The sequence below is a fragment of the Streptomyces griseus subsp. griseus genome (assembly GCF_000720255.1).
GTDB classification, from domain to species: domain Bacteria; phylum Actinomycetota; class Actinomycetes; order Streptomycetales; family Streptomycetaceae; genus Streptomyces; species Streptomyces griseus_I.
Genome location: NZ_JOJE01000020.1, coordinates 82270 through 103077, shown reverse-complemented (window position 1 = coordinate 103077; position 20808 = coordinate 82270). Strand labels below are relative to the sequence as shown.

15 protein-coding genes, 5 tRNA genes and 2 pseudogenes are annotated in these 20808 nt (G+C 69.9%); 12 read left to right on the top strand and 10 right to left on the bottom strand.

Going from position 1 to position 20808, the window contains the following annotated elements; translation table 11 throughout:
* Positions 1 to 287 precede the first annotated feature (287 nt).
* Positions 288 to 893: a YceI family protein gene (locus IG99_RS25865; protein ID WP_037677638.1), complete on the bottom strand. Its 606-nt coding sequence runs from the start codon at positions 891 to 893 to the stop codon at positions 288 to 290.
* A gap of 206 nt (positions 894 to 1099) precedes the next feature.
* Here IG99_RS25865 and IG99_RS25860 point away from each other — a divergent pair, with 206 nt between their 5' ends.
* From IG99_RS25860 to IG99_RS25850, 3 genes are all read left to right on the top strand, one after another.
* The gene (locus tag IG99_RS25860; RefSeq protein WP_051865885.1) at positions 1100 to 3364 is read left to right on the top strand and encodes a polysaccharide lyase 8 family protein; all 2265 of its coding nucleotides are present in this window, start codon (positions 1100 to 1102) and stop codon (positions 3362 to 3364) included.
* A 151-nt stretch (positions 3365 to 3515) separates the two neighbouring features.
* Positions 3516 to 5123, top strand: coding sequence for an acyl-CoA carboxylase subunit beta (locus tag IG99_RS25855; RefSeq protein ID WP_037677636.1), 1608 nt, complete (start codon positions 3516 to 3518; stop codon positions 5121 to 5123).
* A gap of 57 nt (positions 5124 to 5180) precedes the next feature.
* Positions 5181 to 5375, top strand: a complete 195-nt coding sequence (locus IG99_RS25850) for an acyl-CoA carboxylase subunit epsilon (protein WP_037677635.1) — start codon at positions 5181 to 5183, stop codon at positions 5373 to 5375.
* Positions 5376 to 5555: 180 nt separating this feature from the next.
* Here the strand turns inward: IG99_RS25850 and IG99_RS25845 are convergent.
* The 8 genes and pseudogenes from IG99_RS25845 to IG99_RS25815 all read right to left on the bottom strand — a co-directional run.
* Positions 5556 to 5771, bottom strand: a pseudogene (locus IG99_RS25845) (ATP-binding protein); the annotation flags it as partial.
* Positions 5752 to 6336 carry a DUF742 domain-containing protein gene (locus tag IG99_RS25840; RefSeq protein WP_037677631.1) on the bottom strand — a complete coding sequence of 195 codons (585 nt, stop codon included), beginning with the start codon at positions 6334 to 6336 and terminating at the stop codon, positions 5752 to 5754. The pseudogene IG99_RS25845 and the gene IG99_RS25840, both read right to left, overlap by 20 nt.
* 97 nt (positions 6337 to 6433) lie before the next feature.
* Positions 6434 to 6847, bottom strand: coding sequence for a roadblock/LC7 domain-containing protein (locus IG99_RS25835; protein ID WP_037677846.1), 414 nt, complete (start codon positions 6845 to 6847; stop codon positions 6434 to 6436).
* A gap of 10 nt (positions 6848 to 6857) precedes the next feature.
* On the bottom strand, positions 6858 to 10154 hold the full coding sequence (locus IG99_RS25830) for a sensor histidine kinase (RefSeq protein ID WP_199815597.1): 3297 nt from the start codon (positions 10152 to 10154) through the stop codon (positions 6858 to 6860).
* Between the two features lie 390 nt (positions 10155 to 10544).
* Positions 10545 to 10812 (bottom strand): annotated as a pseudogene (locus tag IG99_RS45830) (hypothetical protein).
* Complete coding sequence (locus IG99_RS25825; RefSeq protein ID WP_019058642.1) at positions 10793 to 11191, bottom strand: DUF742 domain-containing protein; 399 nt, start codon at positions 11189 to 11191, stop codon at positions 10793 to 10795. Before IG99_RS25825 ends, IG99_RS45830 begins: the two are co-directional and overlap by 20 nt.
* Before the next feature lie 111 nt (positions 11192 to 11302).
* Positions 11303 to 11716: a roadblock/LC7 domain-containing protein gene (locus IG99_RS25820; RefSeq protein ID WP_003993189.1), complete on the bottom strand. Its 414-nt coding sequence runs from the start codon at positions 11714 to 11716 to the stop codon at positions 11303 to 11305.
* Between the two features lie 9 nt (positions 11717 to 11725).
* Positions 11726 to 15502 (bottom strand): sensor histidine kinase, encoded by a 3777-nt coding sequence (locus IG99_RS25815; protein ID WP_037677628.1) that lies wholly within the window; start codon positions 15500 to 15502, stop codon positions 11726 to 11728.
* A gap of 601 nt (positions 15503 to 16103) precedes the next feature.
* Here IG99_RS25815 and IG99_RS25810 point away from each other — a divergent pair.
* The 9 genes from IG99_RS25810 (at position 16104) to IG99_RS25770 (ending at position 20109) form a co-directional block, all read left to right on the top strand.
* Positions 16104 to 16292 (top strand): hypothetical protein, encoded by a 189-nt coding sequence (locus tag IG99_RS25810; protein ID WP_037677626.1) that lies wholly within the window; start codon positions 16104 to 16106, stop codon positions 16290 to 16292.
* 174 nt (positions 16293 to 16466) lie between these two features.
* Positions 16467 to 17243 carry a fumarylacetoacetate hydrolase family protein gene (locus IG99_RS25805; RefSeq protein WP_037677624.1) on the top strand — a complete coding sequence of 259 codons (777 nt, stop codon included), beginning with the start codon at positions 16467 to 16469 and terminating at the stop codon, positions 17241 to 17243.
* The gene (gltX, locus tag IG99_RS25800; protein ID WP_078947903.1) at positions 17236 to 18726 is read left to right on the top strand and encodes a glutamate--tRNA ligase; all 1491 of its coding nucleotides are present in this window, start codon (positions 17236 to 17238) and stop codon (positions 18724 to 18726) included. Before IG99_RS25805 ends, gltX begins: the two co-directional genes overlap by 8 nt.
* A 99-nt stretch (positions 18727 to 18825) precedes the next feature.
* Positions 18826 to 19557, top strand: a complete 732-nt coding sequence (locus tag IG99_RS25795) for an HAD family hydrolase (RefSeq protein WP_037677621.1) — start codon at positions 18826 to 18828, stop codon at positions 19555 to 19557.
* A gap of 90 nt (positions 19558 to 19647) precedes the next feature.
* A tRNA-Gln gene (locus IG99_RS25790) sits at positions 19648 to 19719 on the top strand.
* A gap of 22 nt (positions 19720 to 19741) precedes the next feature.
* Positions 19742 to 19814 (top strand) — tRNA-Glu (locus tag IG99_RS25785).
* 29 nt (positions 19815 to 19843) lie between these two features.
* Positions 19844 to 19916, top strand: a tRNA-Glu gene (locus tag IG99_RS25780).
* Positions 19917 to 19936: 20 nt separating this feature from the next.
* Positions 19937 to 20008 (top strand) — tRNA-Gln (locus IG99_RS25775).
* A 28-nt stretch (positions 20009 to 20036) separates the two neighbouring features.
* Positions 20037 to 20109: transfer RNA gene (locus IG99_RS25770), tRNA-Glu, on the top strand.
* Positions 20110 to 20151: 42 nt separating this feature from the next.
* Here IG99_RS25770 and IG99_RS25765 read toward each other — a convergent pair.
* The gene (locus IG99_RS25765) at positions 20152 to 20796 is read right to left on the bottom strand and encodes a MerR family transcriptional regulator (RefSeq protein WP_037677620.1); all 645 of its coding nucleotides are present in this window, start codon (positions 20794 to 20796) and stop codon (positions 20152 to 20154) included.
* Positions 20797 to 20808: the final 12 nt, after the last annotated feature.

Here is a 20808-nt window from a genome sequence, read left to right as displayed (position 1 = left end):
CGCGTCGCAGCGGAACGCCACCGTCCCCGAGGATCTTGCCGCCGCGCTCGAGCGTGACCCCGGCGCAAGGAGGTTTTCGAGGCGCTCGGACACACGGATCAGTACCTCCTCATGCTCGGGCTGCTCCGCGCCCGTACCCCGGACACCCGCGCGGCTCAACCGGCAGCCGCCCTCACCGGACTGCGGGCCGTGTGACGAAACGCCGAGCGCCCGCCCTCCCCATGGCGGGGGAGTGGAGGGCGGGCGCGCTCAGGGAGGGGCGATCAGGAGACCACGCAGGAACGGCCTCACACGTTGCGGATCGCCGAGATGTCGAAGTTGAGCTTGATCTTGTCGGAGACCAGGACCCCGCCCGTCTCCAGCGCCGCGTTCCACGTCAGGCCCCACTCGGAGCGCAGGATCTCCGCCTTGCCCTCGAAGCCGACGCGCTCGTTGCCGAAGGGGTCCTTGGCGGAGCCGTTGAACTCGAGATCGATGGTGAGGGGCTTGGTGACGCCGAGGATGGTGAGGTCGCCGGTGATGCGGTAGTCGTCGCCGCCCAGCGCCTCGGCCGAGGTCGAGCGGAAGGTCATCGTCGGGAACTCGTCCGTCTTGAAGAAGTCCGCGCTCTTGAGGTGACCGTCGCGGTCGGCGGAGCCCGTGTCGATGCTGTCCATCTTGACGTCGAGGGACGCGGTGGACGCGGCCGGGTCGCTGCCGTCGAGGTGCAGCGAGCCGGCGAAGTCGGAGAACTTGCCCTTGACGTTGGTGACCATCGCGTGGCGCGCGACGAAGCCCAGGGTGGAGTGAGCGGTGTCGATCGTGTAGTCGCCGGTGAGTGAGGCCAGCTCGGGGTTGACGGCTGCTGCGGCGGCGGTCGCGTCGCTGGTGTCCTTGCGGCCGAAGATGCCCATGGCGTGCTCCTGGGGGGATGAGTTCAGGCGTTCAGGCTGTTGTTGAACCTTCAATCAGATCCAACGGTTACGACCATAGACCCATTCTGTTCAAGATTCAACATCATCGGTCGCCATTCGCAGAGTGTTCACGAAACTACTTTCTGTTCACATTCGTCGCCCCACGTGATAGATGCCGGTGACATGCCCCCACCCGCCGCAGCTTCCTGTTCACCCCCCTCCTCGCCATCACCCCCGGCCTCCCGCCCGACCCCTACGACTCCCTCCGCCACCGCTGGCTCGACATCACCCTCGGCACCCGCTACGACCCCACCGCCGAGCCCTACGCCTCCCGCCTCGCCCAGACCGGCCGGCTCGCCCGCTCCCACCGTGCCGCGATGGTCCCCAGCCTCACCTCCCTCTGGCCGGACCACCCCTACGACCCCCCGTCCGGCATCACCCACAGCTACAGCCGGCTGTGGACCATGGCCCAGGCGTACGTCCAGCGCGGCACCGGATCCACCGGCGACCCCGCCCTCCTCGCCGACGTGCTGCGCGGCCTCGACCACCTCTCCGCCACGGTCTACAACCCCTCCACCACCCGCCACGGCAACTGGTGGGAATGGCAGATCGGCAGCCCCCGGCTGCTGATGGACATCGCGCTCGCCCTCCACGACCACCTCACCGACGGACAGCGAGCCGCCGCCTGCGCCGCCGTCGACCACTTCATTCCGGACGCGATGCTCACCGACTACTCGGGCACGTCCACCGGCGCCAACCGTGTCGACCTGTGCCGCTCCGTCGCCCTGCGCGGCGTCCTCGGCCGGGCCGGAGAGCGCATCGCCCTCGCCCGGGACGCGCTCTCGCCGGTCTTCCCGTACGTCACCCAGGGGGACGGCCTGTATGCCGACGGCTCGTTCGTGCAGCACACCTGGGTCGCCTACTCGGGGACGTACGGACAGGTCATGCTGGACGGGCTCGGCCGGCTTCTCACTCTGCTCGCCGGCTCCGACTGGGAGGTGACCGACCCGAACCGGCGGATCGTCCTCGACAGTGTCGAGCGGGCCTACGCGCCGCTGATCCACGACGGGTTGGTGATGGACTGCGTCAGCGGGCGGGCCATCAGCCGGGGACAGCTGAAGAGCGACGACCGGCAGATTCCGCGCGGTGACCACTTCCACGGACAGGCGCTCATCGCCGCCATCGCCCTGCTCGCGGCCGGCGCCGGCCGGGGTGAGCGCGAGCGCTGGTACGGCCTGATCAAGGGGTGGATCGAACGGGACGACGTCACACCGGTCCTGACGGCGCCCCAGTTCGGCGTCGCCGACCTCGCACGGTTGCACGCCGTCGCCGCGTCCGCCGTGCCGGCAGCCCCGGAACCCGTCGGGCACCACCTGTTCGCGGCGATGGACCGTGCCGTGCACCGGCGCCCGGCCTTCACCGCCGGCATCTCCATGGCCAGCGACCGCATCGCCCACTACGAGTGCGGCAACGGCGAGAACCCGCGCGGCTGGCACACGGGCGCCGGAATGCTCTGCTGGTGGGCCGGGCGCACCGACCAGTACAGCGACTGGTTCTGGCCGACCGTGGACTGGTACCGGCTGCCCGGCACCACGGTCTCCACCCGGCGCCTGCCCGACCGCGCCGGCGGTGAGTGGGGCGAGCCGAAGCCGGACGTGCGGTGGGTCGGGGGCACCACGGACGGGGAGTACGCGGCGATCGGGCAGCACCTCGAAGGGCTCGGCTCGACGCTCGAGGCCCGCAAGGCGTGGTTCTGCGCCGCCGAGGCTGTGATCTGCCTCGGTGCGGACATCAGCTGCGCCGACGGGGTGCCCGTGGAAACGGTCGTGGACAACCGCAACCTCGGCGAGGGCGGCACCCAGGCCTTCGTGCGTGGCCGGAACTGGGCACACCTGGAGGGCCACGGTGGCTGGATCGTGCTCGACGGGGAGCTGCGGGCGCTGCGCGAGGACCGCACCGGGGCCTGGGCCGACATCAACACCGGCGGTACGACCGAGCGGCGCACCCGGCGCTGGCAGACGCTCTGGCTCGACCACGGCACGGACCCGGCCGGCGCCACCTACGCCTACGTCCTGCTCCCCGGTGCCTCCCGCCGTACCGTCGGGACGTGGGCGGCGGCCGGGGGGCGGCTGTCGGTCCTCGCCAACGACGGCGACCGGCAGGCGGTGGCCGTGCCCGCGCTCGGCCTCACGGCGGCCGTCTTCTGGCGGGGCGGCAGCGTGGGCCGGCTGTCCGTGTCGGCGGGTGCGAGCGTGCTGGTCAGGCGGCGGGGCCGGACGGCTACGCTCTGCGTGAGCGAGCCGCCCCGCACGGGCGAGCCGCTGGAGATCGTCTGGGACCGTCCGGTGGCAGGGGTGGTGCGGGCGGACGATACGGTCGACGTACTCGCGACCGGCCGTCGTGCGAGGCTGCTCATCACTCCGGGGGCGGTATGCGCCACACATGTATGTGAGCTGACTCTCAGCCCCTGACTTTGTCCGACACCTACAACGGGCATGCCCCCTGAGCAGTCAGAAGGGCTGCATGGCGGTGCGGTTCTGTTCAGTGGTACCAGGAAAACGCTCCGGAGACTGTGAGGAGTCGACGGCCCGCTTTTCTTGCCCGGCTTCGTATGGTCGCTACATGACCGTTTTGGAAGAGACGACGGGTGAGTCGACCGACGGGCCGACGGACGAGCCGACGGACGCTCGCGGCCGCGTCGCCGAGCTGCACGAGATCCGTGCGCGGGCACTGGCCGGACCGAGCGAGAAGGCGACCCAGGCGCAGCACGCCAAGGGCAAGCTGACCGCCCGGGAGCGGATCGAGCTGCTGCTCGACCCGGGTTCCTTCCAGGAGGTCGAGCAGCTGCGCCGGCACCGGGCGACCGGGTTCGGTCTGGAGGCCAAGAAGCCGCACACCGACGGTGTCATCACCGGCTGGGGCACGGTGGAGGGCCGTACGGTCTTCGTCTACGCCCATGACTTCCGCATCTTCGGCGGCGCGCTGGGCGAGGCCCACGCCACCAAGATCCACAAGATCATGGACATGGCCATCGCGGCCGGTGCGCCGCTGGTCTCCCTGAACGACGGCGCCGGCGCCCGCATCCAGGAGGGCGTCTCCGCCCTCGCCGGGTACGGCGGCATCTTCCAGCGCAACACCAAGGCGTCCGGTGTCATCCCGCAGATCAGCGTGATGCTCGGCCCCTGCGCGGGCGGCGCGGCCTACAGCCCCGCCCTGACGGACTTCGTGTTCATGGTCCGCGAGACCTCGCAGATGTTCATCACCGGCCCGGACGTCGTCAAGGCGGTCACCGGCGAGGAGATCACCCAGAACGGCCTCGGCGGCGCGGACGTGCACGCGGAGACCTCCGGTGTCTGCCACTTCGCCTACGACGACGAGGAGACGTGCATCGCCGAGGTGCGCTACCTCCTCTCGCTCCTGCCGCAGAACAACCGCGAGAACCCGCCGCGCGTGGAGGCCTCCGACCCGGCCGACCGCCGCGGCGACGCCCTGCTCGACCTGGTCCCCGCGGACGGCAACCGGCCGTACGACATGGCCAAGGTGATCGAGGAGATCGTCGACGACGGCGAGTACCTGGAGGTCCACGAGCGCTGGGCGCGCAACATCATCTGCGCCCTGGCCCGCCTCGACGGCCAGGTCGTCGGCATCGTCGCCAACCAGCCGCAGGCGCTGGCCGGCGTCCTGGACATCGAGGCCTCGGAGAAGGCCGCGCGCTTCGTCCAGATGTGCGACGCCTTCAACATCCCGATCGTCACCTTCCTGGACGTCCCCGGGTTCCTCCCCGGTGTCGACCAGGAGCACGGCGGCATCATCCGGCACGGCGCGAAGCTGCTGTACGCCTACTGCAACGCCACCGTGCCGCGCATCTCGCTGATCCTGCGCAAGGCCTACGGCGGTGCCTACATCGTCATGGACAGCCAGTCCATCGGCGCCGACCTCACGTACGCCTGGCCGACCAACGAGATCGCCGTGATGGGCGCGGAGGGCGCGGCCAACGTCATCTTCCGCCGCCAGATCGCCGGCGCCGAGGACCCCGAGGCCATGCGTCAGAAGATGGTCAAGGAGTACAAGGCCGAACTGATGCACCCCTACTACGCGGCCGAGCGCGGCCTGGTCGACGACGTCATCGATCCGGCGGAGACGCGCGAGGTACTGATCAAGTCCCTGGCGATGCTGCACACCAAGCACGCCGACCTGCCCTCCCGCAAGCACGGCAACCCCCCGCAGTAACCCGGCGGATTCCTCGCGGTACCTCCGCGGAAACCTCTCTCCTGGAGACTGACAGCCATGGAAACCCCTGACATCCGCGTCGAGAAGGGCCACGCCGAGCCCGAGGAAGTCGCCGCCATCACGGCGATCCTCCTGGCCCGTGCCGCGGCGCGCACCTCCGAGCCCACCCCGACGCACCGCGGCCGCGCGAAGGCCGGCTGGCGCCGCCTGGAGCGCGAGGGCGGCTTCCGCGCCCCGCACAGCTGGCACTAGGCTGCGCCGCTGAGCCGGTTGTACGTAAGAGAAGGGCCCCTCCGTCGAGGAGGGGCCCTTCTCTGTGTGCGACGGTTCCCGGTCGGTTCGGCACCGCCGGTCCCCGCCGTCGTGGCTGCGCGCCGCGGCGGCGGGGAGGGAGATGTCCTACCGGAGCCGAGCCATCAGCGCATGCTCCACGAGAGTGATCAGCGCACTCTTCGCGTCAGCGCGATGCCGAGCGTCCGTCGTGATGCCCGCGCTGGCGGACGTCATGACGGCCTCGGTGCGCAGCGGGTTGATCTCCGAGACGGCGCCGACGAACGTGGTCTTGCCCACGCCGAAGCCGCCAGCCACCACGATCTTCGCGGACGTGGTGGAGCGGGAAGGCCCTCCGCTAGAGCTTGCGAAGTCCACTGAGCACCCTTTCGAGCAGTGTCACGTCTGGCTGGCCGCCGGCGTTCTCGTCGCCGCCGGGCTGATGGATGGCGACCAGTCCCGCCTCCGCCAAGTCGGCGACGAGGATCCTGGCCACGCCGAGAGGGATCGTGAGGAGCGCCGAGATCTCGGCGACCGACTTGATTTCCCGGCAGAGGTTGCAGATCCGCTGATGCTCGGGCAGCTGGCCCTGCATCTGGTGCGGCTGCGCAGTGGTGTGGACCAGCGCCTCGATGGCGAGCTGGTACCGCGGCCTGGTGCGGCCGCCCGTCATGGCGTACGGGCGCACCAGAGGGTTGTTCGACGCCCCGGCGGGCGCGGGCTCGGGGCCTCGGCGCTGCGGCTGCACGGGCTGGATGCGCGGCGCCGGCGGCTGGTCGTACGGCGACGGCCCGGGCCCCTGGGGGCCCTGGGGTGCGTACGGCTGCCGCCCGTGGCTGGGTGCGGAGGGGAAGTTGTACCGGTTCGCCGAGCCGTCGCCCTGGCCCTGGCCAGGGCCGTACGGCCAATGACCCGAAGACGAACCGCCTGGGGGTGTTGCCACTTTCTCTCCTCCTCCGACTGTGCCGGGCACCCATCGCTGTGGAAGCCGCGTCTCGAAACCTTACGGCCCCGAGACGCCAAAACGCACCGTCCGTCTGTTAGTTGAGCAGGCTTCCCTGGAGTTCCGCACGAAGATCGGGCGTCAGGACCGATCCGGCCCGGTCCACCAGAAGGGCCATCTCGTACCCAATGAGGCCGATGTCCGCCTCGGGGTGCGCGAGGACCGCGAGGGAGGAACCGTCGGAGATGGACATGAGGAACAGGAATCCCCGCTCCATCTCCACAACCGTCTGGTTCACGTGGCCGCCCTCGAAGATTCGGGAGGCGCCCGCCGTCAGTGACGTCAGACCGGATGCGACGGCCGCGAGCTGGTCGGCGCGGTCGCGGGGAAAGCCTTCGGACATCGCCAGAAGGAGTCCATCGGCGGAGACCACCACCGTGTGGGACACCCCCGGGGTGTTGTCCACGAAGTTGGTGATCAACCAGTTCAGGTTCTGTGCCGCCTGGCTCATCGGGCTCACACTAACGCTCCTGGTTGTAGGTGCTGTCAGGACCGAAGCCCTGGCCGTTCGTTTCACTGCCTGCGTTGCGTCCGCGCTGGACGCCTCGACGCAGGTTGCTCAGCCTGCCCCGGACGTCCTCCGGGGCGCGGGAGATCTGTGGACCGCCCTGGGGGGTGGTCTCGGCGGCTCCCTCGACCAGGTTGGCCTTGGGCACCCGCCGCGGCAGACCGGACGAGGTGACCCCGCCTGCCTTGGGCTTCCGGAGCTGCGAGGCCTGCTGCCAGCGCGCGTCGTTCGCCGAACGCCAGTCGCCCTCGCCGTTGCTCTCCGACGTGGGGGCCGGCGCTTCCTGGCGCGCGGGCCGCGCGCCGTTCGAACCACTCGCGAAGGATCCGCGGCGGGGAAGCCCGGCGTCGGTGAGCCCGTGACCGGCGGAAGGGGCCGGTTCCGGACGGTCGAAGCCTACGCGGTCCTGCTCACTCGCGTCAGCGGCCTGCGTGGATTCCGCTTCCGGAGCGTACTGGTCCGGGTAGCCGTTCTGGAAACCGCTCTGCTGTGGCTGCTGCTGCGGCCAGTCGTCCTGGTAGGGCTGCTCGTCGTAGGCCTGGTAGCCCTCCGGAGTGGCGGCGGCGGCCGACGCGGGCTCCTCCTGGGCCGGCTCCGGATAGGAGGGCTCGGGGTAGCCGCCGTTCGACGAGAAGGACTCACCGCCGTTGGGCGTGAACGACTCACCGCCGTTGGGCGTGAAGGAGCCTTGGCCGTTGGGCGTGAAGGAGTCGTTGTGCGGCAGACCGCCGCCAGGCGCGTAGTACTGCTCGTCGTACGAGGGGCGCTGCTGCTCCTCGTACGCCGTCTGCTGCTGATCGTCGTACGCCGTCTGCTGGTCGTACGCCGTCGTCTGCTCGGGGTACGCGCCGTGCCCGTTGGTGTAGCCGGGCTGCTGGGCCTCGAACTCGTCGCCGTATCCGGGCGTCTCGGGGGAGGGCTGGCCCTGCGTCTGGGCCTCCAGGGCCGCACGGCGCTCCTCACGCATCAGGGAGCGGCCCACCGGGTCCAGGTCCCGTATGTCGTCCGGGACCTCGGTGTAGCGGCTGTCGTCGAAGCCGAGCTCGGCGGCGGTGCGCATGGGCGGGAGCTGGTTGAAGCTCTCACCCTGGAACTGCTGCTCCGGGATGATCTGCGAGACGGTGAACTCGTCGGCGCCCAGCGCGGTCTCGCCGCCACCGCCGTGCGTGATCGCGTCCGGCAGCATGACCAGCGAGGTGGTTCCGGCCTGCTCGCCCGAGGGGCGCAGCTGGACGCGGATCCCGTGCCGGTCGGACAGCCGACCGACCACGAAGAGGCCCATGCGCTGGGAGATAGCGGCGTCCACGGTCGGCGGGTTGGCCAGCTTGTGGTTGATGTCCGCGAAGTCCTCGGCCGTGAGGCCGATGCCCTTGTCGTGGATCTCGATCATCACGCGGCCGTCGGGGAGACGGGTCGCGGTGACGCGGACCTTGGTCTGCGGGGAGGAGAACGTGGTGGCGTTCTCCAGGAGCTCGGCGAGCAGGTGCACGAGGTCGGTCACGGCGCGGCCGTGGATCTCGGCCTCCGGGACGCCGGAGAGCTCGATGCGCTCGTACTGCTCCACCTCGGAGGAGGCGGCGCGCAGCACGTCGACCAGGGGGACCGGCTGGTCCCAGCGGCGGCCGGGCTCCTCGCCGGCGAGGACGAGGAGGTTCTCGCCGTTGCGGCGCATACGGGTGGCCAGGTGGTCCAGCTTGAAGAGGTTCTCCAGCTGGTCCGGGTCGGCCTCGTTGTTCTCCAGGTCGGTGATCAGGGTCAGCTGGCCCTCGATCAGGGACTGGTTGCGGCGCGAGAGGTTGGTGAAGATCGCGTTGATGTTGCCCCGCAGCAGGGCCTGCTCGGAGGCGAGCCGGACCGCCTCGCGGTGGACCTGGTCGAAGGCGCGGGCGACCTCGCCGATCTCGTCCGTGGTGGTGATCGGGATCGGCGCGACCCGGGTGTCGACACGGCCGGGGTCGGTGCGGGAGAGCTGGTCGACCAGCATGGGCAGGCGCTGCTCGGCGATACCGAAGGCGGCGTTGCGCAGCTGGCGCATCGAGCGGCTCATCTGGCGAGCCATGAGGCCGGCGATGATGAACGCGGCGAGCAGGGCCACCACGACGATGGCGCCGTTGATGTAGGCGTCGCGCTGGGCGTCGGAGGCGATCTGGCCGGCGTCCTGCACGGCCCGGTTGATGAGCTCGCTCTCGACCTGGCTGTAGCCCTCGAACTTCGCGGTGGCGGCCGTCATCCAGGTGGAGGGGGTGATGCCCGCCTGCTCCAGCTGGTCGGGGGTCCGGCCGCTGCCGATCGCCGTGATCATTTCGCTCATGGAGGGCGGCGTCACGACGTTCTTGCCCGCGGCCTCCTCCTTGGCCTGGGCGGCCGCGAACTGCTTCTTGGCCTCCTCGGTCTTCTGCTGCATGACCTGTTGGAGGCGGGCGGCGTCCTGCGTGGTGCCACCGGACTGGTACTCCTGGACGGCGACGGCCTCCAGGTAGGCGTACGAGGTGAAGGCGGTGACCTGCTGGCGGTAGATCTTCTGGTCGCTGCTGGGCCGCACCAGCAGGTGCATGCCGATGGAGCGCTGCAGCGACTCGGCGCCCTTGGCGAGCGCGACGGCGTACACGGTGCGGCCGTAGGCGGTGATGTTGCCGGTGCCGAGGCCGAGCTCGTTGGAGAACTCCATCAGCAGGTGCTCGACCGCGACGTAGCCCTCTTCGGTCCTCACCGGGTCCATGGACGCGGTGTACGCCGCCTGGCGGATCTGCTCCAGCTTCGGCTCGGCCTGTTCGACCAGGGCCAGTCGGCGTTCCAGGCCCTGCTTGGCCGGCATGCCGATGACTTCCTTGTGGAAGGCGGCGGCCTTCTCGTCCGTGAGGGCGCGGGCGTCCTTCACGATCTGGCTGTTGCGGTCGCCCTTGAGGAGGGGCTGGGCGGAGACGTCCCGCTCGTCGAGGAGGGCCTCGGCGTAGTCGCCGGCGGCGGCCACGATCTTCGCGACCTTCTCGGCGTCGCGGGCCTCCTGCCAGGTGTCGATCGAGCCCTTCACCTGGAAGCCGCCCATGACGAGGCCGACCAGCACAGGTATGAGCAGGATCGCGTTCAGCCGGGTGGGCACGCGCCAGTTGCGCGGCGAGAGACGGCCACCGCTCTTGGCGGGCGCGGCCGTCGGCTCCGAGCCGGGCACAGGGGCGGGCGCCGCTCCGCGCGGCGGCGGGGTGAAGTTGCCCCGCGCCGCCGGCTCGGGACTGTTCTTGCTTCGCCTCACTCGACCAACAACCTCTCGGCGGTCGGCACCTTCGTCGTGCCGCAGTGTCTCAGAGCCCGGTCCGCCATCGACCAACCAGTACCTCGTACAAGTACGTCTTTGACTATTGGGCAGTTCAGGCATTCCAGCACGACGGCCTGCGGTCTTCCAAACATGGGAAAGAGATGGTTCCGAGTGAAGTAAGCCCCACATAAAACGGTCATACAGAGCGAGCCCCGTCAAATGACGGGGCTTATGTGGACGCAGCGAGACCGGTTGACCGCGACGCGTGGCCGTACCACCCGATTCCTCTGCCGAAACGTTATGAACACCGGAGCCGACCGTGTCAAAGGCCACAGCCGACTCCGGAACGCCTACGACAACTGCCGTATTGATCTTCTGACTTGAGGGCTATCTCAGCCGTGCCATCAGGGCGTGTTCCACCAGGGTGATCAGCGCGCTCTTGGCGTCCGAGCGGTGCCGGGCGTCCGTCGTGATGATCGGGGTGTCGGGCCCGATCGATGCCCGCGCTGGCGGACGTCATGACGGCCTCGGTGCGCAGCGGGTTGATCTCCGAGACGGCGCCGACGAACGTGGTCTTGCCCACGCCGAAGCCGCCCGCCACCACGATCTTCGCCGAGGTGGTCGCCCGGCCCGCGTCAGAGCTTGCGAAGTCCACTGAGCACCCTTTCGAGCAGTGTCACGTCCGGTGCACCGCCGTTGTTCTCGTCGCCACCCGGCTGGTGGATGGCGACCAGGCCGGCCTCGGCGAGGTCGGCGACGAGGATCCGCGCCACACCGAGCGGCATGGCGAGCAGCGCCGAGACCTCGGCGACCGACTTCACCTCGCGGCACAGGTGGCAGATCCTCTGGTGCTCGGGAAGCAGCCCCATGAGTGCTGCCGGGTCGGCCGTGGTGCTGATCAGCGCCTCGATGGCGAGCTGATAGCGCGGCCGGGTCCGCCCGCCGGTCATCGCGTAGGGACGTACCAGCGGCTGGTCGCCTTCGTCCCCGTACGGCTCCGCGTACGGATCATGAGAGGCGGTGGGCGGGGTCATGAATCCTCCGGGCGGGACAGCAAGTGGGTCAGTCAAGCCGTCTGACGTGGCCGGTGGGGGGATTGTGGCGGCCGGACGGTGTTTTGGTGAGATGGGTGGTGCCGTAACCGATCAGTGGAGCAGACTGCCCTGGAGCTCGGCGCGCAGGTCGGGCGTGAGCACGGCGCCCGCGCGGTCGACCAGGAGCGCCATCTCGTAGCCGACGAGGCCGATGTCGCACTCGGGGTGGGCGAGTACGGCCAGCGACGAGCCGTCGGAGACGGACATCAGGAAGAGGAACCCGCGTTCCATCTCGACGACCGTCTGCGCCACGCTGCCGCCCTCGAAGATCCGGGAGGCTCCCGCGGTCAGCGAGGTCAGCCCGGACGCCACCGCGGCGAGCTGGTCCGCGCGGTCGCGCGGGAAGCCTTCGGACATCGCCAGAAGGAGACCGTCGGCGGACACGACGACGGTGTGGGACACACCCGGGGTGTTGTCCACGAAGTTGGTGATCAACCAGTTGAGGTTCTGTGCCGCTTGGCTCATCTGGCTCAACTAACGCTCCTGCTGGTGAGTGGGGCTCGGGAAGCTGCCGGTCTGGCCGTTGCCGGCCTGGCGACCCTGCGCGATACCCCGACGGAGATTGGTCAGCCGGCCGCGAACGTCGTCAGGCGCACGCGAGACCTGCGGACCGGTTTGGTGCTGTTGCTGCTGAGCCGTGCCCGGGACCAGGTTCGCCCGGGGCACCCGGCGCGGCAGGCCGGAGGTGGTGATGCCGCCCGCGGCCGGCTGGCGGACGCGTTCGGCCTGCCGGACCAGCTCGTCATTGGGAGACGTCCGCCAGCCCGAGGGCGCGGCGGGACGCTGGGGCGCGGCGGGCGCGGGCGCGGCCGGTGCCGGCTGCTGGGGGGCCTGCGCCGCACCGTTGCTGTTGTTGCCGCCGCTGTTGCCGCCCGACTGCTGACCACCGTGGAACCAGTTGGTCTCCAGCGTGTCGTACAGCGGGGTACGGCCGTCACCCGGACCGGTGGCCGGCGGCAGAGCCTCCGGCTCGGGGCGGGCGGCGGGCCGCTGCGGCGCCGACGGCTGCGGGTAGCCGTAGCCACCGGTGGAACCGTTGACCTGCGGGCGCTCGAACTGCCCGGTGGAGGCGGGGTTCTGCCGTCCGGGCGTGGACGGGCCGTCATAGCCCGGCGCGGGGAACTGGCCGGTGGAGCCGTTGTCGTAGCCCTGCTGAGCGGGGAACTGGCCGGTGGAGCCGTTGTCGTAGCCCTGCTGAGCGGGGGACCGGCCCGTGCCGCCGGTGCCGAAGACGTCGGGGCGGACGAACTGGCCGCTGTCCTGCGAACCGTCCGCGCCGGGGCGCTGGGCATCGGCGTCGGGGCGCGGGAACTGGCCCGTGCCCTGCGGCGCGTTCGCACCCGGGCGGTTGAAGTCCTGGCGGGAGCCGGGGCCCTGGCGGTCGTCGAGCCGGGGGACCGCGGGGAGTTCCGAGGTCGAGCCCGGACCGTACCGGTCGTCGACGCGGGGCATCGGCGCGGTCTGCGAGACGTCCGGCTCCTCGTGGCCGCGCGGGGCGTCCAGCGAGGCACGCGGCACCGGAGGCTGCGCGTTCTCGTCGCCCCAGCTCGGCGTGCGCGGCTGCTGCTGGTCGCCGCCCGGCAGCTCGGCGCGCGGTCCACCGCGGCCGGGGAGCTGCGGCCGACGGCGCGTACGGCCGCCCTGCTGCTCACTGTCGTTGCCGTTGCCGGAGCGCTGCGGGGCGACGGGGTTGCGGGGCGCGAAGGCGTCCTGGCCCGGCGCGCCGGTACCGGCCGCCTGCAGGCCCTGCGGCGCACCCGGCGCCTGGCCGAAGGCGCCCGCACCGGCCGGAGCCGGCCGGCCCTGCTGCGGGGCGGGCGGGTTCTGCGGTCCGCGCGGACCACCCGGAGCACCGGGGTGTCCGCCCTGGCCCGCACCGGGCAGCGCGGCCCGCGGGCCCTGACCGGGGGCGAGACGGCCACCGGGTGCGGGAGCACCACCGAGGGCACCACCCGGCGCGCCTCCGCCGAAGGCGCCACCACCGAGGGCACCACCACCGGCCTGACCGGCCTGGCGACGGGCCGCGGCCGCACCGGCGGCGGCCTGCGCGGCGGCCGGGCCGCCGGAGCCGCCCTGGCCCGGCTTGGGCTGGGGCTTCTTGCCGCCCTGGGCGACGTCGACGGGCAGCATGACCAGCGCGGTCGTACCACCGGAGTCGGACGGGCGCAGCTGGATGCGGATGCCGTGGCGCTGCGACAGACGACCGACCACGAAGAGGCCCATGCGGCGGGAGACGGAGACGTCCACGGTGGGCGGCGAGGCGAGCCGCTCGTTGATCGCCGCGAGGTCCTCGGGGGAGAGGCCGATACCGGTGTCGTGGATCTCGATCAGGACGCGGCCGTCGGGCAGCGCGTGACCGGTGACCTTGACCTTGGTCTGCGGCGAGGAGAAGGAGGTCGCGTTCTCGAGCAGCTCGGCGAGCAGGTGCACGAGGTCGTTGACCACGCGGCCGGCCACTTCGGTGGTCGGCACGGCGGACAGTTCGATGCGCTCGTACTGCTCCACCTCGGACGCGGCGGCGCGGAGCACGTCGACCAGCGGGACCGGGCGGGTCCAGCGACGGCCGGGCTCCTCACCCGCGAGGACGAGGAGGTTCTCACCGTTACGGCGCATACGCGTCGCGAGGTGGTCGAGCTTGAACAGCGAGGACAGCTGGTCCGGGTCGGCCTCGCGGGACTCGAGCTCGGAGATCAGCGACAGCTGGCGCTGGATGAGGCCCTGGGAGCGGCGCGAGAGGTTGGTGAACATCGCGTTGACGTTGCCCCGCAGAAGGGCCTGCTCGGCGGCGAGGCGTACCGCCTCGCGGTGCACGTCGTCGAAGGCCGCGGCCACCTGGCCGATCTCGTCCCGGGAGTGCACACCGACGGACTCGACGGAGGTGTCGACGTCCTGCGGGTCGGACTCGGACAGCTGCTTGACCAGCTCGGGCAGGCGGTCCTGGGCGACCTTGGTGGCGGTCTCCTGGAGGCGGCGCAGCGAGCGGATCATGGAGCGGGCCACGACGAACGCGCCGACCAGCGACACGCCGAGCACGAGCAGGATCAGCGCACCGGAGATGATCGCTTCGCGCTCCGACTCGCTGCGCAGCTCGCGCGCCTTCTGCTCCATGTCGTCGAGCAGCGTGTGCTCGATCTTCCGCATCTCCTCGATCTTGGTCGAGGAGTCGTCCACCCAGTCCTTGTACGACCGCTTGTCCAGCGACTGCAGACCGCCCTGGTTGAAGGCGCGGGTCGCGTAGGTGTCGGCCGCCTCGATGGTCGGGTTGCCCTCTTCGATGGGCTTGAGCAGTTCCTCGGCGCCCTCGTCGCCGTAGATGCTGCGGAAGCTGGAGAGTTCGGACTCCTCGCTCTCCAGGGCCGACTCGGCGTAGAGCCGGTCGTTGTCGGAGAGGTCACCGTAGGTCGTGTTGCTGGCGGGCAGCGCGGCCGCGAGCACCGCGCGCTGGATGGACGCGTACTCCTTGGCGGAGGAGAACGCGGACAGCGCGCGGGTGCGGCTGATCATCTCGGGGTTGCTGGTGGCCTCTGCCATGTCCTGGGAGAGCTCCAGCAGATGGGTGATGAGGCGGTGGTAGGCCTCGACCGTCTGCGTGGAGTTGCCCTTGGACTGGTAGGCGGTGTTGCGGATCTTGGCGATGTTGCCGATCTCGCCGACGAGGCCGACCAGGCTCTCGCGGACGCCCTGGAGGTTGCCGTCCTTGCTGGAGGCGTCGATCTCCTCGGAGGCGTTGATGAAGTTCTCGGAGGCCCGGTCGGTCTTGTCCCGGAAGCCCTTGATCGTGTACTTCGTCGACGTCGAGCCGTGCGCGAGCGGACCGGCGGACTGGTCGCGCTCCTCCTGGAGCGCGGCGGCCAGTTCGGTGGCCTGCTTGGTCATGTCCGTCAGCAGCTTCATGTTGTCGAGCTGCTGGATGTCGTCCATGGACTGGTTGATGCGCAGGGCGCCCATGGTGGTGGCCGCGACCACGGGCAGCGTGAGCAGCGCCACCAGACGCGTGGAGATGCGCCAGTTGCGCAGAGCTATTCGCGAGCCGGGGCCGCTGGGCCCGCTCGGCGGCTTCACCGTCGATGCCGAGGGGTTCGGCGCCGTGGACGCGCCGGGGCGACCAGCACGCTCACCGCCGTCGCCGGACGGGGCCGGGCCTGGGTTCTGGGCGTGCTGGGGCGCGGAGCTGCCATTCATGGGGCCAGTCCCGCCTTGCGGCTCCGGCTCCGCCGAAGCGCTGCCATCCCTCTTGAAACGTCCCTGCACTAGCGTCGCAACCTCTGGACCAGGCGCCCCTCCGGGTGAACGGAAGGACGGGTGTCGGCGTCTTGGGGAACGTCCTGAATACGTTCCCCGGGTGGTCGTGAGTGACCGGCGCTGGTTCCCCCTATCTCGCCGCCACTCGGCGCTGCTGAGCGCCCCCTGCGCGCCGGCTCGATCCTGCGGCGGTCCGTGAGATTCCAGCACAGTGCAGGATCTCCAACAAGGCCAGTTGTCCAGGCTGTGACATCCATGACACCGCGTGAGGGGTCCGTTGCAAGCCGTAGCGGCCGATCTCCTTCATAACGGACTTTCAGCACCTTATCGACTCGACTCGGCTGGTGTCCCAGTCGCCATGATCAGGAGCGGAATGACGGCTTCAGGGTGTCAATGTCCGTTTCGTTGCGGTCGGTTGAGGGCCTGAATTGACCGGTTTGGCCATGGAATCGTGAGGAAACTCACACAGTGATCATGAGCCCTTCGCGTCCTCGCGGGGAATGGCGTGTCTAGCCTGACGCTTTACAGAGATCGCAAATCCGACAACCCGCGCCGAGGCGAAGGTCCTTGGACCTTCCAGGCGCCCGAGCACGACAGGGTCAGTACAACCGTGAAGACGACGACGATGTTCCGCACGATAGCCAACCCGCGACGCACGACGCTGGTGCACCTCGAGGACGCCGACGCACTGCAGACGCCGGAACTGCCGGAGCACTCCGTCGACCTCCCCTCGCAGACCGCCAACCCTCGGCGCACCGTCCTCATGGAGGCCCCGGTCGCCGCCACCGCCGCGGAGTAGTACGCGCACGGGCCGTCTCCTGCTCAAGACGGCCGGACACGAAACCTCAAGGGCGCCCCGATCCCGGGGCGCCCTTGGTCCGTGCCGGGCGGTAATGCGCGCGGCGCGGCGCCCCTGCCGCGTTAGCCTGGAGCGTCAGACTCCAGCCAGCTCAGTCAAGGGGCCAAGCAACCCGTGCGCATCGCCAGGTTCTCCATCGACGGGAACGTCGCCTTCGGCGCGGTCGAGGGCGAAAAGCAGGACGAGCTCGTTCTCGACATCATCAAGGGCATCCCCTTCGCGGACCACGAACTCTCCGGTACGAAGGTCCCGCTGAGCAAGGTCAGGCTCCTGCCGCCGGTGCTCCCCAACAAGGTCGTCGCCTTCGGCCGCAACTACGCCGAGCACGCGCGGGAGCTGGGCAACGAGGTGCCCGACGCCCCGTTCGCCTTCTTCAAGCCCTCGACCTCGGTCATCGGCCCCGGCGACCAGATCCAGTACCCGTCCTTCTCCGAGGAACTCCACCACGAGGCCGAGCTGGCCGTGGTGATCGGCCGCATGTGCCGCGAGGTCCCCCGGGAGCGCGTCAAGGACGTGATCTTCGGCTACACCTGCGCCAACGACGTCACCGCCCGCGACGTCCAGAAGCGCGAGAAGCAGTGGGCCCGGGCCAAGGGCTTCGACACCGCCTGCCCGCTCGGCCCCTGGGTGGAGACAGACCTGGACCCCTCCGACCTGACCATCCAGCTCACGGTCGACGGCCAGCAGCGCCAGCTCGGCCGCACCAGCGAGATGATCCACTCCATCGAGGACCTGATCGTCAACATCACCGAGGCCATGACACTGCTCCCCGGCGACGTGATCCTCACGGGCACCCCGGCAGGGGTCGGCCCCCTCAACGTCGGCGACGAGGTCGCCGTCACCATCGAAGGCATCGGCACTCTCACCAACAAGGTTGTCAAGCGTGGCTAGCGCATCAGGCTCCCCCGTACCCGTCCGCGTCCGTTTCTGTCCGTCGCCCACCGGCAACCCCCACGTGGGCCTGGTCCGCACCGCCCTGTTCAACTGGGCGTTCGCCAAGCACCACCAGGGCACGCTGGTCTTCCGCATCGAGGACACCGACGCGGCCCGCGACTCCGAGGAGTCCTACGGGCAGCTGCTCGACTCGATGCGCTGGCTGGGCTTCGACTGGGACGAGGGCCCCGAGGTCGGCGGCCCCCACGCCCCGTACCGCCAGTCGCAGCGCATGGACCTGTACAAGGACGTCGCGGCCAAACTCCTGGACACCGGCCACGCCTACCACTGCTACTGCTCCCAGGAGGAGCTGGACACCCGCCGTGAGGCCGCCCGCGCCGCCGGCAAGCCGTCCGGCTACGACGGCCACTGCCGCGACCTGACCGGTGCGCAGGTCGAGGAGTACACGGCCCAGGGCCGCGAGCCGATCGTCCGCTTCCGGATGCCCGACGAAACGATCACCTTCACCGACCTGGTCCGCGGCGAGCTGACCTTCACACCGGAGAACGTCCCGGACTACGGGATCGTCCGCGCCAACGGCGCGCCCCTGTACACCCTGGTCAACCCGGTCGACGACGCCCTGATGGAGATCACCCACGTCCTGCGCGGCGAGGACCTGCTCTCCTCCACCCCGCGCCAGATCGCCCTGTACAAGGCGCTGACCGAGCTGGGCATCGCCAAGCGGACCCCGGAGTTCGGACACCTGCCGTACGTGATGGGCGAGGGCAACAAGAAGCTCTCCAAGCGCGACCCGCAGTCGTCCCTCAACCTCTACCGGGAGCGCGGTTTCCTGCCCGAGGGCCTGCTCAACTACCTCTCGCTCCTTGGCTGGTCGCTCTCCGCCGACCAGGACATCTTCACGACGGACGAGATGGTCGCGGCCTTCGACATCAAGGACGTGAACCCCAACCCGGCCCGCTTCGACCTCAAGAAGTGCGAGGCGATCAACGCCGACCACATCCGCCTGCTGGATGTGAAGGACTTCACGGAGCGCTGCGGCCCGTGGCTGAAGGCCCCGTTCGCGCCCTGGGCGCCGGAGGACTTCGACGAGACCAAGTGGCTGGCGATCGCCCCGCACGCCCAGACCCGCCTGAAGGTGCTCTCCGAGATCACGGAGAACGTCGACTTCCTGTTCCTGCCGGAGCCGGTCTTCGACGAGGCGAGCTGGACGAAGGCGATGAAGGAGGGCAGCGACGCCCTGCTGCGCACCGCCCGCGAGAAGCTCGACGCGGCCGACTGGAGCTCCCCGGAGTCTCTCAAGGAGGCCGTCCTGGCCGCCGGTGAGGCCCACGGCCTCAAGCTCGGCAAGGCCCAGGCCCCCGTCCGTGTCGCCGTGACCGGCCGCACGGTCGGGCTGCCCCTGTTCGAGTCCCTCGAGGTCCTCGGCAAGGAGAAGGCGCTGGCCCGTGTCGACGCGGCGCTGGCCAGGCTGACGGCGTAACGCACACGCGCGTGACATGAGGGGCGGCACCCGGGCGACGGGCGCCGCCCCTTCGCCGTTCCCCGGACGTACTCCGGGCCTTCGGGTTACCGTCGACCCATGAGCATCCGTGCCGTGGTCTGGGACGTTGACGACACCCTCTTCGACTACACCACCGCGGACCGTGAGGGCATGCGCGGCCACCTGTCCGCCGAAGGCCTGCTGGAGGGGTACGACACGCCCGAGGCCGCCCTCGTCCGGTGGCGCGAGGTCACCGACCGGCAGTGGGCGCGTTTCTCCGCCGGCGAGCTCACTTGGGAGGAGCAGCGTCGCGACCGCGTACGGGTCTTCCTGGGCCGACGGATGACCGATGCCGAGGCCGACGACTGGTTCCAGCGCTACATCGGCCACTACGAGGCCGCCTGGGCCCTCTTCCCGGACGTCCTGCCCGTGCTGGACGCGCTGGCCGTCAGCCACCGGCACGCGGTGCTCTCCAACTCCAGCATCCACGTCCAGGACCACAAGCTGCGCGTCCTCGGTGTCCACGACCGCTTCGAGGCGATCCTGTGCGCCGCCGAGCTCGGCGTGTCCAAGCCGGAGGCCGCCGCCTTCCTCGCGGCCTGCGAGGCCCTCGGCCTGCCTCCGCACGAGGTGGCGTACGTCGGCGACCACCCGGAGATCGACGGGCAGGGTTCCGCCGACGCCGGTCTGCTCTCCGTGTGGATCGATCGCTACGGCGGCACGGCCACCGTCGAACTGCCCTCCGGACGCCACCGCATCGCCTCCCTCGCCGAACTTCCCGCGATCCTCGGCACGGATAGTCGTTTTGGAGCCCCGTCCACCTTCGGGTAATGTTCTTCCTGCGCCGCCGGGCAGCGAGCCGAAAGGCCGGAGCCGGAGGTGCAAGCTAGAACAAGATCCCCTCAGGGGCTTGCGTTCCAGTGGCCTATGGTGTAATTGGCAGCACGACTGATTCTGGTTCAGTTAGTCTTGGTTCGAGTCCAGGTAGGCCAGCTCGCAGAGCTCATCTGCACCCGCCCCCGTTGTGTAGCGGCCTAGCACGCTGCCCTCTCAAGGCAGTAGCGCCGGTTCGAATCCGGTCGGGGGTACTGATCTCGATCAACTCGGGATCGCTAGGGCCCCCGTTGTGTAGCGGCCTAGCACGCCGCCCTCTCAAGGCGGTAGCGCCGGTTCGAATCCGGTCGGGGGTACGGACTGGTCTAAACCACATTGGTCTATGGTGTAATTGGCAGCACGACTGATTCTGGTTCAGTTAGTCTTGGTTCGAGTCCAGGTAGACCAGCTCGGACCTGCGGAAACGCAGTGTCCACGCCCCCGTTGTGTAGCGGCCTAGCACGCCGCCCTCTCAAGGCGGTAGCGCCGGTTCGAATCCGGTCGGGGGTACACAAAGGGAAGGCCCTCCACTTCGGTGGAGGGCCTTCGCCGTTACTCGAAGCCGTACCGCCGCGCCGACTCCTCCTCCTGCGCCAGCCGGTGCAGGGCCTGCAGCATCGGCTGGACGAGGACCGCTCCCAGGACCGCGACCTCCACCTTCTCGGCCTCCGTCGGGTGGGTCTCCATGAAGTCCAGATCGAGGACGGCTGCCTGGTGCATCAACCGGGCGTAGGACGTGAGGAGTTCGGGGCTCCAGTCGTAGCCGAGCCGGCGCAGTGCCGCCACCGCCACCACCAGTGAGCGATAGGCGGGCGAGATGGTGACCAGCGCCTTGGCGTTCGACCAGCCCAGGGTGTCCAGCAGCTGCTCCGTCTCACCGTGCGCGGCCCGGACGTACTCGTCCTCCGTGTCCGGCTCGGGAATCTGCGGAAGTGCCCACAGCGCGGCGCCGAGACGGATCGTGCGGCCCAGGGAATCGTCGTCGACATGCCGCAGCACCTCACGGACGGTGGCCACCGGCACCCGGCCGACCTGGATCATCGCGCGGACCAGACGCAGCCGGCGCAGATGCTCCTCGTCGTACTCGGCCGTGGTGGTGTTGATCTGGCGGCCGGGCGCCAACAGCCCTTCGCGCAGGTAGTACTTGATCGTCGCCGTGGACACCCCGCTGCGCTCGCTCAGCTCCGCCAGTCGCATCTCTTGCGCCTT